Below are 18,230 nucleotides of genomic sequence, written 5' to 3' on the forward strand. Positions count from 1 at the left end.
CCTCACCTGATCTGGAGGGAAGCCCGCCGCCATGCGTCAGCGCCGCTACCCCTCCGACACCACAAACGCCGAATGGGTTCTGCTCGAACCACTGCTGCCGGAACCTGCCTGCGAGACCAGCCGCGGCGGCCGACCGGAGAAACATCCCCGGCGGGAGATCGTCGACGCGATCCGCTACGTGGTCGACACCGGATGCAAATGGCGGGCCCTGCCTGCGGATTTCCCTCCATGGCGCACAGTTTGGGGATTCATGGCCCGCTGGGCTGCCGCCGGGATCGTCGGCCAGATTCGCGACCAGCTCGTCAGCCGGATCCGCCGCGGCATAGGCAAAGGCCCCCGAGCGGTCGCCACCGTGATCGACTCCCAGAGCGTCAAGGCCGCCGAAACCGTCTCCAAAGCCACCCGCGGCTACGACGCCGGCAAGAAGATCAACGGCCGCAAGCGCCACCTCGTCGTCGACACCCGCGGCCTTCCCCTCATGGTCATGGTCACCCCCGCCGACCTGCACGACGCAGCCGCGGCCAAGGAAGTCCTCTTCCGCCTGCGTCTGATGCACCCCGAGATCACGATCGTGTGGGCCGACTCCGCCTATGCGGGGAAGCTGGTCGACTGGGCGAAACGGCACCTCAACCTCACCATCAAGCCGGTCAGTCGCCCCAAGGACGCCTCCGGCTTCGTCGTACTGCCTCGTCGGTGGGTCGTCGAACGCAGCCTTGCGTGGATGATGCACGCACGTCGCCATGCCCGGGACTATGAACGGCTCGTCCAGCACTCCGAGACGCTGATCACCTGGGCTGCCATCACCCTCATGACCCGCCGTCTCGCACGGAAAGGCGCCACCCCCAGCTGGCCAAGGAAACCAGCGCGGGCCGACGGGTGACCCACCTCATCACTCCTCTTCCTGTGCGTCGCCGGTGGCGACGCACAGGTCATGCAGTCCTTGCGGCATCTGGACGACGGACGCTTCCGCCCGGCCAAGGTCCCGCCGGGTGCCGTCCACATCGCCGCGCTGGAAGTGGAGATGCGCACTGAACAGGTCTGCCGAAGGCAGGAGGCCCAGCCCCTCGCCGGAGTACTCGCCCGGCTTGTAGGGTCGTAGTCGAAGTCTGCCCCGAGCGCGCCTTGGCCAGCCTCCGCCTCGACCCTGCCTGTGTCTTCGGCGGCCTACACCGCGTCTCCCACTGTCACCCTCATATCGCCTTGTTCTAGCGCTAACTGTGCAAACGGGCCAAAAATGGGGCGGCCATGTTTTTGTGGTCCGAAGGCATCGAGACAAGGCTGAGGTCCGAAGGAGTGGAGGACGTCAGATATGGGTTGGGCCGCTTGTCGTTGATCCGCTGGGTATCCCTTGGGCTCAGACCCGGCCAGCAGACGAGGCAGCCGACCGTTTCGAGCAGTGGAAAGTGCAACGACTCCGCAATGTCATCGAGAAGCTGGAGGGTGAGAAGAACGCCGGCATGGGCGGAACGGAGACGCTGCACACCGTGAAGGCTCCCTGTAGTGATGGCTCGTGCGGCTACGTCGAGCACGAGGAAAGCGAAAGCAGTCTGGTCCGGGCGAGTGGCCGCGTAGATGTTGAACTGGGCCAGGACGAGGCGGGCTGCGACATCAGAAGCCTCGGCGAGGCCGGAGGTGGGCAGGTCGATGCGGATGCGCTGAGGCTCTTGCAGGGCTGCGCCGAGGAGGAACGGCCGCGCATGGGTACGGGGAGCGAGGAGCGGCTCCAGTATGGCGATCCGATCGCGCAGCAATGCCCTGATTATTTCACCGGCGTTGGTTTCTCGACTGCTCTTGTCGAGGACGCGCAGATATGCATCCTGACCGGCAGCTTCCAGAGCATTGCGGAGCGAGTCGATCGCGTCCTGGTTGCCGCTGAGGAGTTCCTGGAGCTCTGGCACCTGAGGGAAACGGTGATGAACTGCCCGAAAGGGTCCGAGGAGTTCGGCGAGTGCGGTCGCGGCGCGCGGGACGGAGTGAGCTATGGGGCCGACAGTACTGGTGAGGTCTCCGACCAGAGCCTCGGCGAGGATGGATGCCGCTTGCTGGGAGTCGTGGGTGCCCCCGTAGATATCGAAATCACGCAGTGATCGAGGGTCGCCGAGCCTGATGATGATGTCGAAGGCGTCGTCCGGCACGGCGGGCTCCGTTCCTGTTCCCACAGTGATGATGGTGGCTGTTCGGGCGAGTGCCTGCAGACACAGCGCTTCGGTGACAGGGCGGACAAGTTGAGACGTCTTCCCCGAGCGGGAAGGCCCGATTGCCAGAGCGGAGGTCCCCAGCTCGGCAGGGCTCAGGGCGAGACCGAAGCCACCGCGCGCGGGCGTGTCGCCCGGCCCCTGGACCACCGTACCGATCCGCACCTGCCCGGTCATCAGGTCGTGCGCCGCGGTCCGCTGTGGCAGATCTCGTGCGCCGGAAGGGTGCGTCCACGCGGCGGCGCCGAGCCGGAGGACCGTGTCGGTGAAGTCTGCCATTGGCATCCGACCGATTCGAACCATGGCCCACACGTGGGCAATACGCACAAAGTCCACATCATTCATCGACCCGGAGCGGGCATCGGAGACCAGCCGGTCCGCAGCGGCATGCGCACCTGCCGCACGAAGTTCGGACCAGAGGGCCGGGCCACCGGGCGATGCGGGCCCCAGCTGTTCGGGAGCGGGATCGTCCCACAGGCGCTTCAAGGCCGGCGCCGCATAGCGGCGCCACACCTGACGCCAGCCCCCGAGCCAGCCGAAGAACATGGCCACTAACCCCAAGAGCAGAACCTCATAAACACGGACGATCCATCTCGACTTACTCACGTCCGTGAGGTTGTCGAGCACGTATTCCAAAGGGACGTACCAGCCGAATCCGAGATACCCGTAATAGATCAGGCTCCACACGAACCAGGTGCACACGATGCTGGTGCACGCGCGCACCACGAGCCACCCCCTAGGTGCCGAGGGCCTTTTGACAATCAACCCGTACCGCCACACCCCTGAAGGGGCCACTGGGCGGGGCGACCCCAGCCAGGAGACGAAACGCTCCCCCGCCGTCTGCACTCCCGCCCTACTCCTGCGACCGGAGCCTGGGCCCACGGGCGGACGCAGTGGCGGAGGAGGGGGCCCCGGACCCCAAGGCACGGGCGGCGGCACCAGACGATCGGGCGGCCGAGAGATAGGTCGCGGTGGCCACCCCGACATCTGATCATCTTGCTCAGTACCCATCTGCGCCCCCCATGGACCGCACGCCAGGAACCTGACCGACTGGGCTGACGCCCCGACACCACCATACGGGCCCAACTGACAGCTGCTCCTGGGCTTGCGGCGCCCAGCGCTGCTGCGGGGACCACGCCGGTCGAGCCCCGCACGACTTCTCATATCGCTGCGCTGCGGTTTCTCATTCCGCGTCACGCGGTTCTCTCACTCGACCCGAGGTCATGACCACACCGTCCGCACCTCCTCTTCAGCTTCGCCTGCACTCGCTCGATCTCCGCACCTACACCGGCTGCTCGAAGTTTAGAAACACGCACTGAGCCAGCCAGGCACGTGCATCGCGCGGGGTGCGACCTCCATGGCAGGGCAGGGAATCAGCGCGCTCACGCGTTCACCTCCGACGGCGGGTAGGAGGTGACCCAGGCACCGCGTACGTCCCAGGTGCCGCCGTCGGCGCTCGCGCCGCGCAGTCCGCTCAGGGTGCCGGGGCCTGCGAGCGTGGGCAGGCGGGAGGTGTTCAGCGAGGCGAACGCCACGGTGCGGGCCGGGTTGAAGTCGGTGGACGTGCGCAGGCGGCGTGCGAGCTGGGCGAAGCCCAGTACGGAGGCGGCGATCACCCAGGCGCCGGGGGTCTCGGCGGTCAGCCGCCTTGCCGCGCGCAGCCAGGAGGCGGCCGTCTCCGGCCAGTCGACGACCGTGAGCACGCGTCCGCCGCGGGCCGTCCACACGTCATGGAACGCTTGGGCGGCGGTGCGGGAGTTTTCGTCGCGGCTGTGCCCGATCGCGACCGTCTCGATCCGCTGCCTCGGTCCGGTCAGCAGGCCAAGGAGCGAGGTGAGTTCTGCGCCGGTGTGCGGCCGGGGCGGGGGCAGGTCGTCGGCGTGGGCGGCGAGGTCGGCGGGGCTGATGAGGGGCGAGCGGGAGTCTGCGTCCTGCTCGGTGATGGGGTTCATCGAGTGGCGCTTTCTCGCCTCGGCTTTCCAGCGGGCGTAGTCGGCGGGCAGGCACACGGCGCAGGGCCGGTATCCGGCGGCCACGGCGGTGGCCTCGTCGGCGAAGAACACCCGTTGGGTGACGTAGTGGCCCCGGGCGATGGCCCGCAGCGCGGACGGGCAGTCCAGCCTCCCGTACAGCCGGCCGCGTCGGTGTCCGCCGAGCGCGCCGGGTGTCGGGCTCTGGTAGGGCTGTCCGTCGGCGCCGCAAAGGGTGTAGGTGCGTACGGGCTCGTCGCCGTCGGCTTGGGCGGTTATCACGCGGCGTCGTGGAAGACGAGGCCGAGGGTGTGGCGGCGGCCGGAGCGGATGGTGCTCACGCCGTGCCGCATCGGCCCGTTCGACCAGCCGCGTTTGGTGGCCACCGGCCGGTCGCGGGTGGTGAAGACCAGGCCTTGGCCCTGGGGCAGGGTGGTGGCCGAGCCGCGGGACTGGGCCCGGGGGCGCTGTTCGGTCATCAGGAACTCGCCGCCGGTGAAGTCGGTGCCGGGGGCGTCGAGGCCGATGACGACCTGCAGGGGGAAGAGCATGTCGCCGAACACGTCGCGGTGCAGGGCGTTCCAGTCGCCGGGCCCGTAGCGCAGAAGGATCTGCGCGGACTTGTCCTGCCCCGCGTCGTGGCACATCTGCAGCCACTCGGTCAGGGTGTCAGGCCAGGGAGCGGGCTTGCCCAGCTTGGCGGCCCAGTTGCGCGCGATGGGCAGCAGGCGGGGGTAGAACGCCTCGCGCAGGCCTTGCACGAGGTCGGGCAGGTCGTGGGTGAAGTAGCGGTACTGGCCGGAGCCGAAGCGGTGGCGGGCCATGTCCACGGTCGTACGGAAGCGGTCCGGCTGGTCGTAGAGGGCGGTGATTTCGCGGCATTCGCCTGGGGTGATCAACGGCCCGGTCAGGGCGTTGCCGTGCTCGTCGAGTTCGGCCGCCAGGGCGGCCCAGTCGGTCTGTGCGATCCGTTCTGCGACAGGGCCCGCGAGTCGGGTGGTCTCGGTCATGACGGAGATTCCTTGGTTCGGTAAGGGGGATGGTGTCGCCCGCCCCGTCCGCCGTCCGCCGTCCGTGAGGGGACGGGGCCGGGGTGATGCCGCTCAGGCGGCCTGGTGGACGTTCTCGAGGTCCAGAAGCTGCTGCTTGCGCTCCAGCCCGCCGGCATAGCCGGCCAACCGGCCACCGGCGCCGATGACGCGGTGGCAGGGGCGCACGACAAGTGCCGGGTTCGCGCCGATCGCCGTGCCCACCGACCGCACCGCGGCCCGGGTGGCACCGATCTTCTCGGCGATGTCGCCGTAGATGAGGGTGGTGCCGTACGGGATGGACTCCAGGGCCGTCCACACCCCCTGCTGGAAGTCCGAGCCGCTGATGACGTACCCGATGTCGAAGCGGGTCAGCCGTCCCTCGAAGTAGGAGCGGAGCTGGGTGACGATCTCGGTGAACGCCTCCGGCTCGCTGATCCAGCCGTCCTGGACGATCGCGCCGCCCTTCTGCCCCGGCACAGATACCGCGGCGTGCGCGGTTCCGCCCTTCGCGGTGGCCGATTCCTCGCCCACCAGCAGCAGTTCACCCAGCGGGCTGTCCATCGTCGTGCAGGCGGTCATCGTCGCCTCCTTCTCGTCTGTCTTCGGTCCACCGTCGACTGTGGCCTCCGGCGGGTCCGGGTGCTGGCGGGATCCGGACGTCACGCCGCGGGCCGGGGAGGAGCCCACATGACGCAGAGAACCGGGCGCAGTGTTGGTGGGGCTGCTCTGCTCGCGATCGTCGTCGGCGCCCTTGGGACCTTTAGCACCTGGATCGTGGGTGGTGGTCTTCAGGGAAGGGTCTGCATACTCGCGGGCGTCGTCATGGCGGTCGCCATGTTCATCGTCCAGCTCATCGGGGTCCTGGCCGCTGCCCGGAGATGACATAAGGCGGCCACGGAGACCGCGGGGCGGCTCCGGAGGCGGCGCCCTCAGGAGAAGGTGCACCTGAGAGCACCCCGGGCCTCTCGGCGCTCCGCGGTACGGCGTTTACGCGCGCTCGCAGCGCGTCACGCCCTGGCGGGTAAGGCAGTGGCTCGCCACCACCGCGGCCACTCTGTATCCGCGGGCACTCGACCACCTGGCCACCCGGCTATCGGGGCTTGGTCCGCTGGCCGCGAGTTCGACGGGCGCCAGCAGCCTGGCGTGGTGCTCAGTGACCGCCGCAGGGAACTGGCTGACCGCGGACGGCCGCCGCGCGGTGGGCGAACTGGTCGCCGCCGGCGCGGTCGACCCGTACATCACCCCGGCGGCGCTCCAAGGACACGGCCGAGCGGATCTGTGAAACCGCGGCGCTGAGGCAGACCGCGTGCTGGGAGCGTGCGTATGCGGGGGGCGACATCAGCCGCGGGGCGGGACGACCGGCGGGACCCGCGTCGTGCGAGGAGTCCATCTGGGGCTCCTTCTGTGCGGATTACGCGGGGCACCCCACTGGCGCGGGCTCCCCTGGGCGATGAGGGCGGTAGGCCGGTGTACCGACGCGAACGTGACGGGGGTCAGGTCGCGAGCTGCGTCAGGCCGGGGGAGTGGGCCAGGCTGATGCGGGTGTAATACTCGGTGCCGATGATGTGGTGACGGACCTCCTCCGGGAGCTGGGACAAGATCCCCGGAAGGGGCCGCTCCCTCTCTACCTGGCTGCGATGCGCCAAGATCGCGGCTTCCTTGCGTGCCGGCCAGGGTCGTACGTCCACCGTCGCACTGACGTGCTGGTCGGGGACGCTCAGCACCGCCTTGTTGGCCCGGCGCAGCAGTTCGCCGAGGTCTCCGGTGCTCGCCTCGGGGTGGATTGCGAGGTAGAGGGCGGCCGGCTGCCACGGGGGCCCGTGTCGGGGTACAGGTGGCGGAGCCCGGCGGCGGTCACCGCAAGCAGGGTCATCTCGTGGGTGCGGCGGTGGTCGGGATGGCCGGTCACCTGGCCGTAGGCGTCGTGCGTGATGACGATGTCGGGCCTCACCTGTCGGATATGGGCGACGAGCTGGCCGACGGCTGTGTCCAGCGGTACGTCGCATCCTCGCGGGCGGCGGTGAGAGGACTGGGGATCACGGTGGTCGGCGTAGCCGAGGATGCGCGGCGCCTCGTCGTTCGGGCGCGCCAGGATGGCAAGAAGGCTGGGCAACACGTCCTTGGTCTCTCGAGCTGTTAAGTGGTAGTGGCATGAGGGTTCATCAGCGGTCTCCGAAGGGGGCTTTTGCCGGCGCTGCGGGCTGGCGGAGGCGCAACCGCGCCGTGCTCGCAAGCCATTTGTTGGAGGCCGGATCAGAGGCGGTCGGCGCTGCCGGACGGCCACAGGATGCGCAACGGGCCACCACTGGTGGGGGTCGGGTTCGCTGCGCCAAACAAGTGCTGGGTCGAGCCCGGCGGCGTGGCCCAGCGCGTCGAGCCGCTCGGTGACCGGTGCCGAGTGGCCCCCACACCAGCCGCCGGCGCCCCTGCAGCGTCCGCATGATCCGGTCTGCCCTCTGGCTGTAGGAGACCGCCTCGGCGGGAGCGGCCGGGTGCGCGGCCCGGCGAGACGGACCGGGACGTCGTCGACCGCCCCGCCCGATTCATCGCCCCCCTCGTTACGGGCCGACGGGGCCGACGGGGAGCAGGAGGGCACCCGTGAGCTGGACGAGTTCATTGGCGGTGGTGGGGAAGACGGTGCGGGGAGTTCCGGCGGCAGCCCACACCTGGGAGTAGTCGGTCAGGGCTTCGTCGACCACGGTAGGAAGTGCCCGGGGGTGGCCGACGGGGGCCACGCCTCCGATCGCTTGTCCGGTGGCCTGGCGTACCTGGTCGGGGGTGGCGCGCCGGAGCTCGCCGCGTCCCCACCGGGCGGCGAGTGCCGTGGTGTCCACCTTGTGCCGACCACTGGTCAGAACCAGAACAGGCTCGTCATCGGAGATGAACACCAGACTGTTGGCGATTGCACCCACCTCGCATCCCAGGGCCGAGGCGGCCTCGGCGGCCGTGCGCGTCGAGGCCGCCAGCTCGCGTACCTGGCCCGCGATGCCGGCCGCGGCGAGGGCGCGTGCCACCTGCATGCTGCGGACGGGCAGGGATGTGTCTTGCTGGGGCGCCATGGGACTCCTTCATCAGCGTCGCGCCATGGAGCGTTCCATAAACAGAACGCTCTGTGTGTGGTAACGATAAGCATCTCGGGGCATCGGATCAACCGAGCCACCGGTGACAAGAAGGGGCACCATGGATCTGGCCACTCGCGTCGGCTTGCGTCTGCGGGAGTTGCGCGAAGCGCGAGGTCTGTCACTGTCCGCCCTGGCGCGAAGGTCCAAGATCGGCAAGGGCACGCTCTCCGAACTGGAAAGCGGCCGGCGCAACCCCACTCTGGAAACGCTCTACGCCCTCACGACAGCGCTGGGGGTGCCCCTCAGTACAGCGCTGCACGACCTTGCGCCTCCCACCGAGATCTCCGGCCACGCCGTGGACGCCGTCCTCATCGAGCGCTTCACGGCTCCTGCCGCGGTCAGGGAAATCTACCGGGTGCGCATCCGCGCCGGAACGACGCAGGAGTCCGCCGCCCACACCCCCGGCACGACGGAGCACATCATCGTCCTCGCCGGCACCGCACGCGTCGGAGAACTCTCCGCTCCTTCCCTGATAGGCCCTGGTATGCACGGCAGCTGGGCCGCCGACGTCCCGCACGTGTATCAAGCAGCATCCGGAGACGTAGAGGCTCTGCTGGTCGTGAACTACGCACGGTGATGCATCATGGGTCCCACGTCGGGCCGACAGCGGTCAGCGCTTTCTCGTGCAGCTGCCGCCGCCGCTTCACGCTCTGACCCGATCTGATCCCCGCGAGACGGGTCGGTGGGGTGCTTTGGCCGGGGAGTCCCGGCTCCCTTCGCGGTCTTCCTCACAGGCTCGAAGGCCGCACCTGACGAGACCGGCACCACCACGTCTCCCTGGTCTCCGTCGCCCACGCCTTCCGCACCCTCCAGCGCATCACCCGTCCACGACATACCAGAACCGATATCAACCCCACCGAGCACCAGAGCTGCGCGCGGGCGGTGAGCGCGGATGAGGCCGTTGTGGGTCAAGGTGGCCACGACAAACAGCGACTCGGACAGCGCGGTCGCAGCGGACGTGGAAGTCGACCCGGCCGAGCCTTCCTTCACCTGCTCGTAGCTCTACCCGATCTGGTAGAGGGGGATGATCTGGGTGAGGCCGGCCGGAGGACTCACGCTGGTGGCGGCGTGTGGTGCATCCGCTGGTGGCGGCGTGTGGTGCATCGGGGTGGGGCAGGCTGTCTCGATTCTGGACGAGCCGGCACCCGCACGACCAGATGGACGCAGCCGTCCTCCGCCACTGGGCGACCTGCCCTGAACGCCAAGGACACGGCCAGGAGCCCTGCGGGCACTCGAATCACCGGTCCAGCAGGGTGTCGGGGGCGGCGAGCACCGCAGTGCGCTGGTGCTCGACGAGCAGGGCGGGGGCCGGTCCCCGGCCGCGGATCTGAGGTCTTCTCCATGGCCTTGGCCTTGAGCACCCGACGCGCCCGGGCCGCGACGGTCTTGCCCAGCTTGAGCTTGTGCTCGGTGCGGCCGCTGACCACGACACCGGAGGGGCGGCGGTCGATGGTGGGGGCGGCGCAGGTGCCCTTCTTCCACCCGGGTTGCCACCATGGCCATTCCACGAAGGCGGTGAGCGAGCCGGGGGTGATGGGGCTGACCGGCAGCTCCAGCAACGAGCAGAACTGTTCCCACTGTTTCCACTCGGCCTTGTAGCAACATAACCTGGCCTGCGCCCGGAACCGATCCGCCCCGGGAAGCGCGGCCGACGCCGGTCGGCGAGAGTGGGCCCTCACTCGCTCAGTACGCCGCCCGCAGGATGCCGAGGATGTCCTCGTCGGTGGGCCGGCGGGGGGCGTTGCGGGTGACGGCGTCGGCGAGCGCGCCCTGGGCGATCGAGTGCAGCTGGTCGGGGCGAACGCCCAGTTCGCGCAGCGGCTGCTTGATCTCGAGGGCGCCGGAGATCTCGCGCACGGCCTCGATCGCGGCTCGCGTCCAGTCGCCGTCGGCGGGCGGGGCGAGGCGCAGGGCGCGGGCGGCCTGCTCGTAGGCGTGCTGTGCGGACGAGGCGCTGAACTCCAGGACTTCTTCCAGGACGGCGGCGAGGGCGACGCCGTGGGGCGTGCCGGTGTGGGCCGTCAGCGCGTGGCCGATGCCGTGGACCAGGCCGAGGCCGGAGATGGTGAGAGCCTGGCCGGCCAGGTGGGCGCCGAGCATCAGCTGGGCGCGGGCCTCCAGGTCGGAGCCGTCCTGGTAGGCGGCGGGCAGCCAGCGGCCGACCATGGCGACGGCCTGGGTGGCGTAGGCCGTGGACGCCGGGTTGGCGCCGCGTGAGGCGAGGGACTCGAGGCCGTGGACGAGGGCGTCGATGCCGGTGGCAGCGGTGATGCGCGGGGGGAGGCCGAGCGTCAGCTTCGGGTCCAGGAGAGCGATGCGGGGCTTGACCGAGGGGTGGCCGAGGTACACCTTGCGACAGGCTGCGGTGTCCTCGATGACGCCGAAGCCGTTGGTCTCGGCACCGGTGCCCGAGGTGGTGGGGATAGCGATCAAGGGCAGGCCGTCGAGCCCCTCCCAGAGGGCGTCCGCGTCGGCCGCCTCCGCGTCGGCGTTGCCCACCAGCAGCGAGATGCCCTTGGCGGCGTCCAGGACCGAGCCGCCGCCGAGCGCGACGACGACCGCGGCGCCGAAGGACCGCGCCTTCGCCGCGCCCTCGTCGACGTTGCCGGTCGAGGGGTTGGCGCCGACTCCGTCGTAGACATCGTGTTCCACGCCCGCCGCGGCGAGGACCTTGAGCACCTGATCGACGATGCCGGCCGCTCGCAGCCCGTGGTCGGTGACGAGGAAGGCACGGTTCATGCCGAGGGAGGAGACCAGTTCGGGAAGGTCCTCGACCCGGCCGGGGCCGAACTCGATGCGGCAGGTGGGGTCGATGGTCAGCGTGCTGGGGATGAACTCGCCCATGGCGTACGGCTCCTGGGAATGCGGTGGGAGAAGGGACGGGAGGTCGGGAGCGTGGTCCGCCGGGCGACCGTCCCTGGCCGGCCCGGCGGAACGGATCGGAATCCGATCAGATGGCGCTGAGTGCGGCGTCGTCCGGTTCGGCCGTGGGGCTCGGGAGCCGGAACTCCTCTCCTGCCACGGCTTCGTAGAGCCGGATCGGGCTCATCTCCCCTGCCAGTTCGCCGTGTTGCGCCTTGGACCGGCGGTAGATCTGCTCGATGAGCGCGGACAACTCCGTGGGCACGCCCAGGTCGCGGCCGAGATCGACGGCCAGGCCCAGGTCCTTGCAGGCGAGTGCCATGGCGAACGAGTCGTCGTAGTCGCCGTCAGTGAGCACGCACAGGACGTCGTGCTCCAGGAAGTGGGAGGCGGCCGGGCTGGCGAGCAGCGAGTTGCGCAGCACGCCCAGGTCCACGCCCGCCTTGACGCCCATGGCCAGTACCTCGGAGGTGGCGACGAGGTGACCGAACCACAGCAGGTTGATCAGGAGCTTGACGGTGTAGCCCGCGCCCAGCGGGCCGACGTGCAGCACCTTGTCGGGATCGCCCATGGCGTCGAAGACGGGCAGGCACATCCGGAAGTCGTCGGCTGCCCCGCCGACGAATATCTGGAGCGTCCCGGCCTCGGCGCCGCGCGCCATGCCGCTCACGGGCGCGTCGAGGCGGCGCACTCCGCGCCGGTCGAGCACCTCGGTGGCGACCCGCTCGGCGGCGGCCGGGGTGGAAGTCGACATGTCGATCCACAGGGCGCCCTCGGGAAGGGCCTCGGCGGCTTCGCCGCGCAGCAGTACGTCCTCGACGGCGCGCGGGTTGGGCAGCATGGTGATCAGCAGGTCGGCACCGGTCGCGCACGCCGCGGGTGTGTCGGCCCAGCGGGCGCCGAGCGCAAGGTGCTCGGTCGCGGCCTCGGGGCGGGTGTCGTGCACGGTGACCAGATGTCCCGCATGGATCAGGTGGCGGGCCATGTGGCGTCCCATGTTGCCCAGGCCGATGAATCCGATCCTCATCGTTGTCCTCGCTACGGCTCTCAAGGGTGAGCAGGTGAAGGGGGTGGAGCAGGCGGCGGCAGGCCTTCAGGCCAGGTTGAGCCAGGTGGTCTTGAGCGCCGTGTACGCGTCCAGCGCGTGCAGGGACTTGTCGCGGCCCGCACCGGTGGCCTTGAAACCGCCGAAGGGCGTGATGACATCACTGGCGTCGAAGGTGTTGATCCACACCGTGCCCGCCCGCAGGCGTTTCGCGGTGCGGTGGGCGACGGTGACGTCCCGGGTCCACACCGAGGCGACGAGCCCGAAGTCGCTCTCGTTGGCGAGCCGTACCCCCTCGTCGACGTCCCCGTCGTATGTCACCACGGCGAGAACCGGTCCGAAGATCTCCTCCCGGCCGACGACGGAAGTGTTCGCGACGCCGTCGAGCACGGTGGGCTGGACGAAGCTGCCTCCCGATTCGGTGAGGATGCGGCCACCTCCCAGCACTACGGTCGCACCGTCCTGTACGCCGCGCTCGACGTAGCCGAGGATCTTGGCGAGCTGGGCCTCGTCGACGATGGGCCCCATCACGGTGGCGGGGTCGAGCGGGTCGCCGACGCGGAAGGTCTCGGCCGCGATCCGGTGCACGGCGTCGAGAAGCCGGTCCTTGACAGAGGCGTGCACCACGACGCGCGAGCCGGCGTTGCAGGTCTGACCGGCGTTGTAGAAGATGCCCCAGGCCACCGCAGACGCGGCGGCCTCGATGTCGGCGTCGGCCAGCACCAGCTGGGGTGACTTGCCCCCTGCCTCGACGGCGACCTGCTTGCCGTTGGACTCGCCGGCGTACACCTGGAAGAGCCGCGCGACCTCCGCGGAGCCCGTGAAGGCGATCTTGTCGACGTCGGGGTGTCGGCCGAGCGCCTGACCGGCCACTTCGCCGCGTCCGGGGATCACGTTGAGGACCCCGTCGGGCAGGCCGGCTTCGGTGGCGAGCGCGGCGAGCCGCAGTGTCGCGAGCGAGGTCTGCTCGGCGGGCTTGAGAACGACGCTGTTGCCGGTGGCCAGGGCCGGGCCGAGTTTCCAACTGGCGATCAGCAGGGCGTAGTTCCACGGCACGATCACGCCGATGACGCCCAGCGGCTCCCGGGTGATCAGGGCGAGGGCGTCGCCCGGTGTGGGCGCCACCTCGTCGTACGTCTTGTCGACCGCCTCGGCGTACCAGGCGATGGTCTCCGCGGCCTTGGCCACGTCGACGCGCACGGACTCGGTGATGGGTTTGCCCATCTCCAGGGTGTCGAGGAGGGCCAGCTCCTCGGCGTTCGCCAGGATCAGCTCGGCCCAGCGCAACAACACCCGCTTGCGTTCCCTGGGCGCGAGGTCGCGCCACCGCCCGTCCTCGAAGGCCGCGCGTGCGGAGCGCACCGCGCGGTCGACGTCCTCGGCGCCCGCGGCGTGCACCTTCGCGAGAACGGCACCGTCCCGCGGCGAGACGGTGGGGAAACTGTCCCCGGAGGTGGCCTCCATGAAGGTGCCATCGATGAACAGCCGGGTGTCGAAGGCGAGCTTGCTCGCCGCGGCCAGCCACTCGTCGTGGGTGCGGGCCAGCAACTGGCCGTTACGGTCGGTCACTTGATTCTCCAGCGGTCGATCGCGTCCTCGTCGAGCTCGATGCCGAGTCCGGGCTTGTCCGGCACCTCGAGGTCGCCGTCGGAGTTGACGCGCACCGGCTCGGCGAGCATGAAGTCGCGGCGCTCGGGGGTCCAGCCCGGCGGGTCGTACGGGAACTCGAAGAACGGGCCGCCGCCGACGCCCGCCGCCACGTGGAGGTTGGCGAGTACGCCGATGCCGTTGGTCCAGCTGTGCGGGGTGAACTGCCGGTTCTTCAGCTGGGCCAGCTCGGCCAGCGTGCGGGCTCGGTGCATGCCGATCGCGAGCACCACGTCCATCTGATAGATGTCGAGGGTGTCCTTCTCCAGGTGGCGCAGCAGCTCGGTGGGGGAGTGGTGCATCTCGCCCGCCGCGATGCGCACACCCGGGTTCTCGGCTCGCAGCGTCTTGAAGCCGTCCAGGTCGGAGTACGGGAGCGGCTCCTCGACCCAGAACACGTCGAGCTCGGCGAGGCGCGCGATGGTCTTGCGGGTCTTGGCGAGATCGGAGGCGTGGGCGGTGTCGCCCGCCATCCGCCAGGACTGGTTGAGGTCAACCATGATCTCGAAGCCGGAGCCCAGCTCCTCGCGCACGGCACGGACCGCGGCGACGCCCTCGTCGATCCGGTCCCGGTCGATGCGGATCTTCAGGGCGCGGAAGCCCGCCTCCCGCGCCTTCAGCGCCATCGCGACGCGTTCGGCGGGCGACTTGAGCTCACCGGAGGACGCGTACGCGGGCAGCTTCCTTGTCGCGTTGCCGAACAGCTCCGACACCGGGCGACCGTGTGCCTTGCCGATGATGTCCCAGAGCGCGGCCTCCAGGGGCCAGTAGTAGGCGCCGTGGAAGTTCGCCGTCTCGATGGCTCTGACGTGCCGGTTGATCTGGAGCGGGTCCTCGCCGACGAACAGGTGCCGGTATGTCTCGAAGCCGTCCATCAGATCGCCGGAGCCGATGCCGGTGATCCCCTCGTCGGTGTGGACGCGGACGATCGTGGCATCGAAGTGGCGGCGCGGCTCGGGGTCCCAGGCGGCGTGGAACGGCGGGTTCAGCTCCAGGCGCAGCCGGTCCAGGGTGATGTCGGTGATCTTCATCGGGCGAGCACCTCCGTGGCCGGCGTGTAGAAGGGGTTCGCCGGACCTTCCTTGGCGACGGCCTGGACATCGGCCACGGTCGGGGTGCCGGTGATCGCGGCGCGGACGGCGGCGTACGCGGCGGCGCGCTGGTTGCGGAAGGAGGCGTCGAGGTCGTCGAGCTCCGGGTTGACCCACACCGCGGCGATGATCAGCAGGTCGTCGGCCTCGTCCGGGGGGATCAGGCCCTCGTCGACCGCGTCCACGATGCCCTGGGCCAGACCCGCCTGGGCGGAGCCCCAGGTGGCACGCTGGTGCAGTTCGCCTCCGGCGGCGGCCTTGTTCACGAACAGCGTCAGCGGCCTGACCGGGACCGACGGGCGCAGGACCGTCATGAACGGGACGTGTCCGGCGCTCGGCGTGGCCAACGCCGTCGCCCACGCCGTCTCGACCGGGCCGCCCTTGCGGCCGATCACGATGTTCGTGTGCGCGGCGTTGGCGCCCTCACCGACGAAGGACTCGCCGATGAGCGCGGTCGGGGCAAAGGGGGAGGGCATCGGAGCTCCTGGACCTCTGGAAGCGGGGATTCATCGGGAGTAAGAGGATGAACCTCGCATTCAGTGCAGTTCATCCGGCCCGATGCGGTGAATCTAGGTCCGGCACCATCCCCTCGCAAGGTCGTGGCACCAATCGAAATGTCCGTTGCTCTCCCGACAACTGCCCCGTTAACCTGCGATTCCGTCCGCCGGGAGGCGCTTACGATGACGCGTGTGACGCACACGCCCCCGCCCACCCCCCGCCCCTCCGCTGTCCAGCGCGGGCACGGCCTGCGGCGCGACATCGGCCTGCTGGAGGCCCTGGCCTCCGACGAGGCACAGAACGCCGGCGGCCTCGGCGTCGTACGACTCGCGCAGTTGGTGGGCCGCGAGAAGACCCAGATCTCCCGGGCCCTGAAGGCCTTGGCCGCGGAGGGCATCGTCGAGCGTGACCCCGACACCCTGGAGTACCGCCTCGGCTGGCGGCTGTTCTCACTGGTCGCACGGACGTCGGAGAACCGCCTGGTCCGGATGGCCGAGCCGGTCATGCACGGCCTCTCGGCAGACCTGGAAGAGACCAGCCACCTGTGCGTCCTCAGCGACCGGGAGGTGCTCACGCTGCTGTCCGTATCGGGGCACTCCTTCCGCGTGCACGGCTGGGAGGGCCGTGGCGTGCCCGCCTGGCAGACTTCCGCCGGCCGCGTGCTGCTGGCCGACGCGACGCCGGACGAGCTGTACGTACGCTTCGGCACCACCGGCGAGATGCCGGTCCCCGATCTCTGGGCGCGGATCCAGGAGGCCAAACGAGACGGCTACGCACGCGTGAGTGAGGAGTTCGAGCCCGGTCTGGTCGGCGTCTCGGCGCCGATCCGGGACTTCCGCGGCCGCGTGGTCGCCGCGATCAACATCTCGGCGCCGAAGCCTCGGCTCGGTGACCGCCTCGACGACGCCGGCCGCACCACGGCCGCCGCCGCGGCCCGGGTCTCCGCCCTCCTCGGCTGGGAACCACGGCGTATGTCGCCACCCAGGACACGGCTGGCATGACCGCCGTACGGCCGTGAGGTGCCCGAAGCCATCTGATGCATGATCGCCGGGTTGCCCTCAGAGCAACACCCATTTCGATCTGAAGACCGGCCTTGTCGGCCGTGTGATGCGCTCGTAAATTCACCGCGAACCGGACGAGTCCCGTTCCGGAACGGAGAAAAGAGCAGCTCATGACCTTCGTCGGCATCGACACCCTCGCCAAGGCACCGCTCGCCGACGGCGACGTGCTCGTCGGCGGCCGCTGGCGCGCGGCCGAGGACGACCGGACCTTCCCCGTGTACGACCCCGCCACCGGCGAACTGGTCCGCGAGGTGTCGGCGGCGGGCCCGGGCGACGCGCTGGCCGCTGTCGAAGCGGCCCAGGCCGCGGCCGCCGACTGGCGGGCGACCCCGGCCCGGCGCCGCTCCGAGATCCTGCACAACACGTTCACGCTGATGCGGAAGCACACTGACGCGCTGGCCCGCCTGATCGTGCTGGAGAACGGCAAGGCGTACCGCGACGCGGCGGCCGAGGCCGGTTACGCGGCCGAGTTCTTCCGCTGGTTCTCCGAGGAGGCCGTACGGATCGGTTCCTCCTTCGGGGACGCCCCGGCCGGCGGCTACCGTCACGTCGTACGCAAGCACCCGGTCGGTGTCACCGCGTTCGTCACCCCCTGGAACTTCCCGGCCGCCATGGCCACCCGGAAGATCGCCCCCGCACTCGCGGCCGGCTGCCCCGTCCTGCTCAAGCCGGCACCGGAGACCCCGCTCACCGCCCTGGCGGTCGCCGCTCTGCTGACCGAGGCCGGGCTGCCCGACGGACTGCTGAACGTACTGCCGACCGACCGCGCGCCCGAGGTCGTCACGGCCTGGCTCGGCGACGAACGGGTCCGCAAGTTCTCCTTCACCGGCTCCACCGCCACCGGCAAGCTGTTGCTGGAACAGGCCGCGGCGAACGTCGTCAACGTGACCATGGAGCTGGGTGGCAACGCCCCCTTCGTCGTTTGCGAGGACGCCGACATCGACGCCGCCGTGCGCGGCGCGATGGACGCCAAGATGCGCGGCGGCGGCGAGGTGTGCATCGCCGCCAACCGGTTCTACGTCCACGAGTCCGTTGCCGCCGAGTTCACCGAGAAGCTCGGCGCCGCCATGGCCGCCGTACGGACCGGACCCGGCCTGGAGGACGGCGTCACCCTCGGCCCGATGATCAACCAGACCGCCGTCGACAAGGTCCGCTCCCTCGTCGACGACGCGATCGCGCGCGGGGCCAGCGTCGCCGCATGTGGCAGCGTCCCCGACGGCCCCGGCCACTTCCACCCGGCCACGGTCCTCGCCGACGTACCCGACGACGCTCGCATCCTCCACGAGGAGGTCTTCGGGCCCGTCGCCCCCCTGACCACCTTCACCGACGAGGACGAGATGCTGGCCCGCGCCAATGCGACGGTCCACGGTCTCGCCTCGTACGTCTACTCGCGCGACGTGGGGCGCGCGCTGCGCATCGCCGAGCGCCTGGAGGCCGGCATGGTCGGCCTCAATCGCGGCCTGCTGTCCGACCCGGCCGCGCCGTTCGGCGGCGTCAAGCAGTCCGGCCTCGGCAGGGAGGGCGGCCGCGAGGGCATCGAGGCGTTCCTGGAAACCCAGTACATCGCCCTCGACTGGCCGACGACCGCCTGAGCACCCCTCCGCCACCTCCCTCTTCCTTCGAGCTCTTCCCTCCCTTCGCCCTCTCTGCTCCCGCACGGGCCGCGGTGGCGCCCCGGCCTGCCCGGACACCGAAAGACTGAGGACCG

General features: G+C 70.0%; 18 protein-coding genes. 7 read left to right on the forward strand and 11 right to left on the reverse strand.

What is annotated here, in order from left to right; translation table 11 throughout:
* Window positions 1–31: 31 nt before the first annotated feature.
* Together ABFY07_RS02145 and ABFY07_RS02150 are read left to right on the forward strand one after the other, a co-directional pair.
* Window positions 32–880 carry an IS5 family transposase gene (locus ABFY07_RS02145; RefSeq protein WP_346172734.1) on the forward strand — a complete coding sequence of 283 codons (849 nt, stop codon included), beginning with the start codon at window positions 32–34 and terminating at the stop codon, window positions 878–880.
* Window positions 881–931: 51 nt separating this feature from the next.
* Complete coding sequence (locus ABFY07_RS02150; RefSeq protein ID WP_346172735.1) at window positions 932–1,099, forward strand: hypothetical protein; 168 nt, start codon at window positions 932–934, stop codon at window positions 1,097–1,099.
* 112 nt (window positions 1,100–1,211) lie between these two features.
* Here ABFY07_RS02150 and ABFY07_RS02155 read toward each other — a convergent pair whose 3' ends face one another.
* From ABFY07_RS02155 to ABFY07_RS02170, 4 genes are all read right to left on the reverse strand, one after another.
* Complete coding sequence (locus tag ABFY07_RS02155; protein ID WP_346172736.1) at window positions 1,212–2,918, reverse strand: type IV secretory system conjugative DNA transfer family protein; 1,707 nt, start codon at window positions 2,916–2,918, stop codon at window positions 1,212–1,214.
* A gap of 659 nt (window positions 2,919–3,577) precedes the next feature.
* Entirely contained in the window at window positions 3,578–4,447 is an 870-nt protein-coding gene (locus ABFY07_RS02160; RefSeq protein ID WP_346172737.1) for a hypothetical protein, read from the reverse strand.
* Window positions 4,444–5,175: a 2OG-Fe(II) oxygenase gene (locus tag ABFY07_RS02165; RefSeq protein WP_346172738.1), complete on the reverse strand. Its 732-nt coding sequence runs from the start codon at window positions 5,173–5,175 to the stop codon at window positions 4,444–4,446. Before ABFY07_RS02165 ends, ABFY07_RS02160 begins: the two co-directional genes overlap by 4 nt.
* 93 nt (window positions 5,176–5,268) lie before the next feature.
* On the reverse strand, window positions 5,269–5,775 hold the full coding sequence (locus tag ABFY07_RS02170; protein WP_346172739.1) for a methylated-DNA--[protein]-cysteine S-methyltransferase: 507 nt from the start codon (window positions 5,773–5,775) through the stop codon (window positions 5,269–5,271).
* Between the two features lie 108 nt (window positions 5,776–5,883).
* On the opposite strand from ABFY07_RS02170, the gene ABFY07_RS02175 reads away from it, so the two are divergent.
* Both ABFY07_RS02175 and ABFY07_RS02180 read left to right on the forward strand, forming a co-directional pair.
* Window positions 5,884–6,078, forward strand: a complete 195-nt coding sequence (locus ABFY07_RS02175; protein WP_346172740.1) for a hypothetical protein — start codon at window positions 5,884–5,886, stop codon at window positions 6,076–6,078.
* A 271-nt stretch (window positions 6,079–6,349) separates the two neighbouring features.
* Window positions 6,350–6,478: a hypothetical protein gene (locus tag ABFY07_RS02180; protein ID WP_346172741.1), complete on the forward strand. Its 129-nt coding sequence runs from the start codon at window positions 6,350–6,352 to the stop codon at window positions 6,476–6,478.
* A 435-nt stretch (window positions 6,479–6,913) separates the two neighbouring features.
* Here the strand turns inward: ABFY07_RS02180 and ABFY07_RS02185 are convergent, their stop codons facing one another.
* Both ABFY07_RS02185 and ABFY07_RS02190 read right to left on the reverse strand, forming a co-directional pair.
* Window positions 6,914–7,813 (reverse strand): PIG-L deacetylase family protein, encoded by a 900-nt coding sequence (locus ABFY07_RS02185; RefSeq protein WP_346172742.1) that lies wholly within the window; start codon window positions 7,811–7,813, stop codon window positions 6,914–6,916.
* Entirely contained in the window at window positions 7,755–8,255 is a 501-nt protein-coding gene (locus tag ABFY07_RS02190; protein WP_346172743.1) for a YbaK/EbsC family protein, read from the reverse strand. Before ABFY07_RS02190 ends, ABFY07_RS02185 begins: the two co-directional genes overlap by 59 nt.
* 121 nt (window positions 8,256–8,376) lie before the next feature.
* On the opposite strand from ABFY07_RS02190, the gene ABFY07_RS02195 reads away from it, so the two are divergent.
* A complete protein-coding gene (locus tag ABFY07_RS02195) occupies window positions 8,377–8,895 on the forward strand; it encodes a helix-turn-helix domain-containing protein (RefSeq protein WP_346172744.1) in 519 nt (172 codons plus the stop codon).
* A gap of 1,106 nt (window positions 8,896–10,001) precedes the next feature.
* Here ABFY07_RS02195 and ABFY07_RS02200 read toward each other — a convergent pair.
* The 5 genes from ABFY07_RS02200 to fae form a co-directional block, all read right to left on the reverse strand.
* Window positions 10,002–11,162, reverse strand: a complete 1,161-nt coding sequence (locus tag ABFY07_RS02200) for an iron-containing alcohol dehydrogenase family protein (RefSeq protein WP_346172745.1) — start codon at window positions 11,160–11,162, stop codon at window positions 10,002–10,004.
* Between the two features lie 106 nt (window positions 11,163–11,268).
* The gene (locus ABFY07_RS02205) at window positions 11,269–12,207 is read right to left on the reverse strand and encodes an NAD(P)-dependent oxidoreductase (protein ID WP_346172746.1); all 939 of its coding nucleotides are present in this window, start codon (window positions 12,205–12,207) and stop codon (window positions 11,269–11,271) included.
* A 66-nt stretch (window positions 12,208–12,273) separates the two neighbouring features.
* The gene (locus ABFY07_RS02210) at window positions 12,274–13,794 is read right to left on the reverse strand and encodes an aldehyde dehydrogenase (RefSeq protein ID WP_346172747.1); all 1,521 of its coding nucleotides are present in this window, start codon (window positions 13,792–13,794) and stop codon (window positions 12,274–12,276) included.
* A complete protein-coding gene (locus ABFY07_RS02215; RefSeq protein ID WP_346172748.1) occupies window positions 13,791–14,903 on the reverse strand; it encodes a mandelate racemase/muconate lactonizing enzyme family protein in 1,113 nt (370 codons plus the stop codon). The genes ABFY07_RS02210 and ABFY07_RS02215 overlap by 4 nt, the downstream gene beginning before the upstream one ends.
* Complete coding sequence (fae, locus tag ABFY07_RS02220; RefSeq protein WP_346172749.1) at window positions 14,900–15,439, reverse strand: formaldehyde-activating enzyme; 540 nt, start codon at window positions 15,437–15,439, stop codon at window positions 14,900–14,902. The genes ABFY07_RS02215 and fae overlap by 4 nt, the downstream gene beginning before the upstream one ends.
* Window positions 15,440–15,652: 213 nt before the next feature.
* Between fae and ABFY07_RS02225 the strand changes: the two genes are divergently transcribed.
* Both ABFY07_RS02225 and ABFY07_RS02230 read left to right on the forward strand, forming a co-directional pair.
* Window positions 15,653–16,462, forward strand: coding sequence for an IclR family transcriptional regulator (locus ABFY07_RS02225; RefSeq protein ID WP_346172750.1), 810 nt, complete (start codon window positions 15,653–15,655; stop codon window positions 16,460–16,462).
* Window positions 16,463–16,632: 170 nt separating this feature from the next.
* Window positions 16,633–18,114, forward strand: a complete 1,482-nt coding sequence (locus ABFY07_RS02230) for an NAD-dependent succinate-semialdehyde dehydrogenase (protein WP_346172751.1) — start codon at window positions 16,633–16,635, stop codon at window positions 18,112–18,114.
* Window positions 18,115–18,230: the final 116 nt, after the last annotated feature.

Origin of the sequence: Streptomyces sparsogenes subsp. cuspidosporus (genome assembly GCF_039532705.1) — a bacterium.
Lineage (GTDB): Bacteria > Actinomycetota > Actinomycetes > Streptomycetales > Streptomycetaceae > Streptomyces > Streptomyces sparsogenes.

Excerpts from the sequence above, each read along its gene's own strand:
- ABFY07_RS02215 (WP_346172748.1), bottom strand. The coding sequence starts at position 14,903 with ATGAAGATCACCGACATCACCCTGGACCGGCTGCGCCTGGAGCTGAAC.
- ABFY07_RS02190 (WP_346172743.1), bottom strand. The coding sequence starts at position 8,255 with ATGGCGCCCCAGCAAGACACATCCCTGCCCGTCCGCAGCATGCAGGTG.
- ABFY07_RS02175 (WP_346172740.1), top strand. The coding sequence starts at position 5,884 with ATGACGCAGAGAACCGGGCGCAGTGTTGGTGGGGCTGCTCTGCTCGCG.
- ABFY07_RS02185 (WP_346172742.1), bottom strand. The coding sequence starts at position 7,813 with ATGAACTCGTCCAGCTCACGGGTGCCCTCCTGCTCCCCGTCGGCCCCG.
- ABFY07_RS02145 (WP_346172734.1), top strand. The coding sequence starts at position 32 with ATGCGTCAGCGCCGCTACCCCTCCGACACCACAAACGCCGAATGGGTT.
- ABFY07_RS02195 (WP_346172744.1), top strand. The coding sequence starts at position 8,377 with ATGGATCTGGCCACTCGCGTCGGCTTGCGTCTGCGGGAGTTGCGCGAA.
- ABFY07_RS02165 (WP_346172738.1), bottom strand. The coding sequence starts at position 5,175 with ATGACCGAGACCACCCGACTCGCGGGCCCTGTCGCAGAACGGATCGCA.
- ABFY07_RS02205 (WP_346172746.1), bottom strand. The coding sequence starts at position 12,207 with ATGAGGATCGGATTCATCGGCCTGGGCAACATGGGACGCCACATGGCC.
- ABFY07_RS02230 (WP_346172751.1), top strand. The coding sequence starts at position 16,633 with ATGACCTTCGTCGGCATCGACACCCTCGCCAAGGCACCGCTCGCCGAC.
- ABFY07_RS02170 (WP_346172739.1), bottom strand. The coding sequence starts at position 5,775 with ATGACCGCCTGCACGACGATGGACAGCCCGCTGGGTGAACTGCTGCTG.
- ABFY07_RS02200 (WP_346172745.1), bottom strand. The coding sequence starts at position 11,162 with ATGGGCGAGTTCATCCCCAGCACGCTGACCATCGACCCCACCTGCCGC.
- fae (WP_346172749.1), bottom strand. The coding sequence starts at position 15,439 with ATGCCCTCCCCCTTTGCCCCGACCGCGCTCATCGGCGAGTCCTTCGTC.
- ABFY07_RS02150 (WP_346172735.1), top strand. The coding sequence starts at position 932 with ATGCAGTCCTTGCGGCATCTGGACGACGGACGCTTCCGCCCGGCCAAG.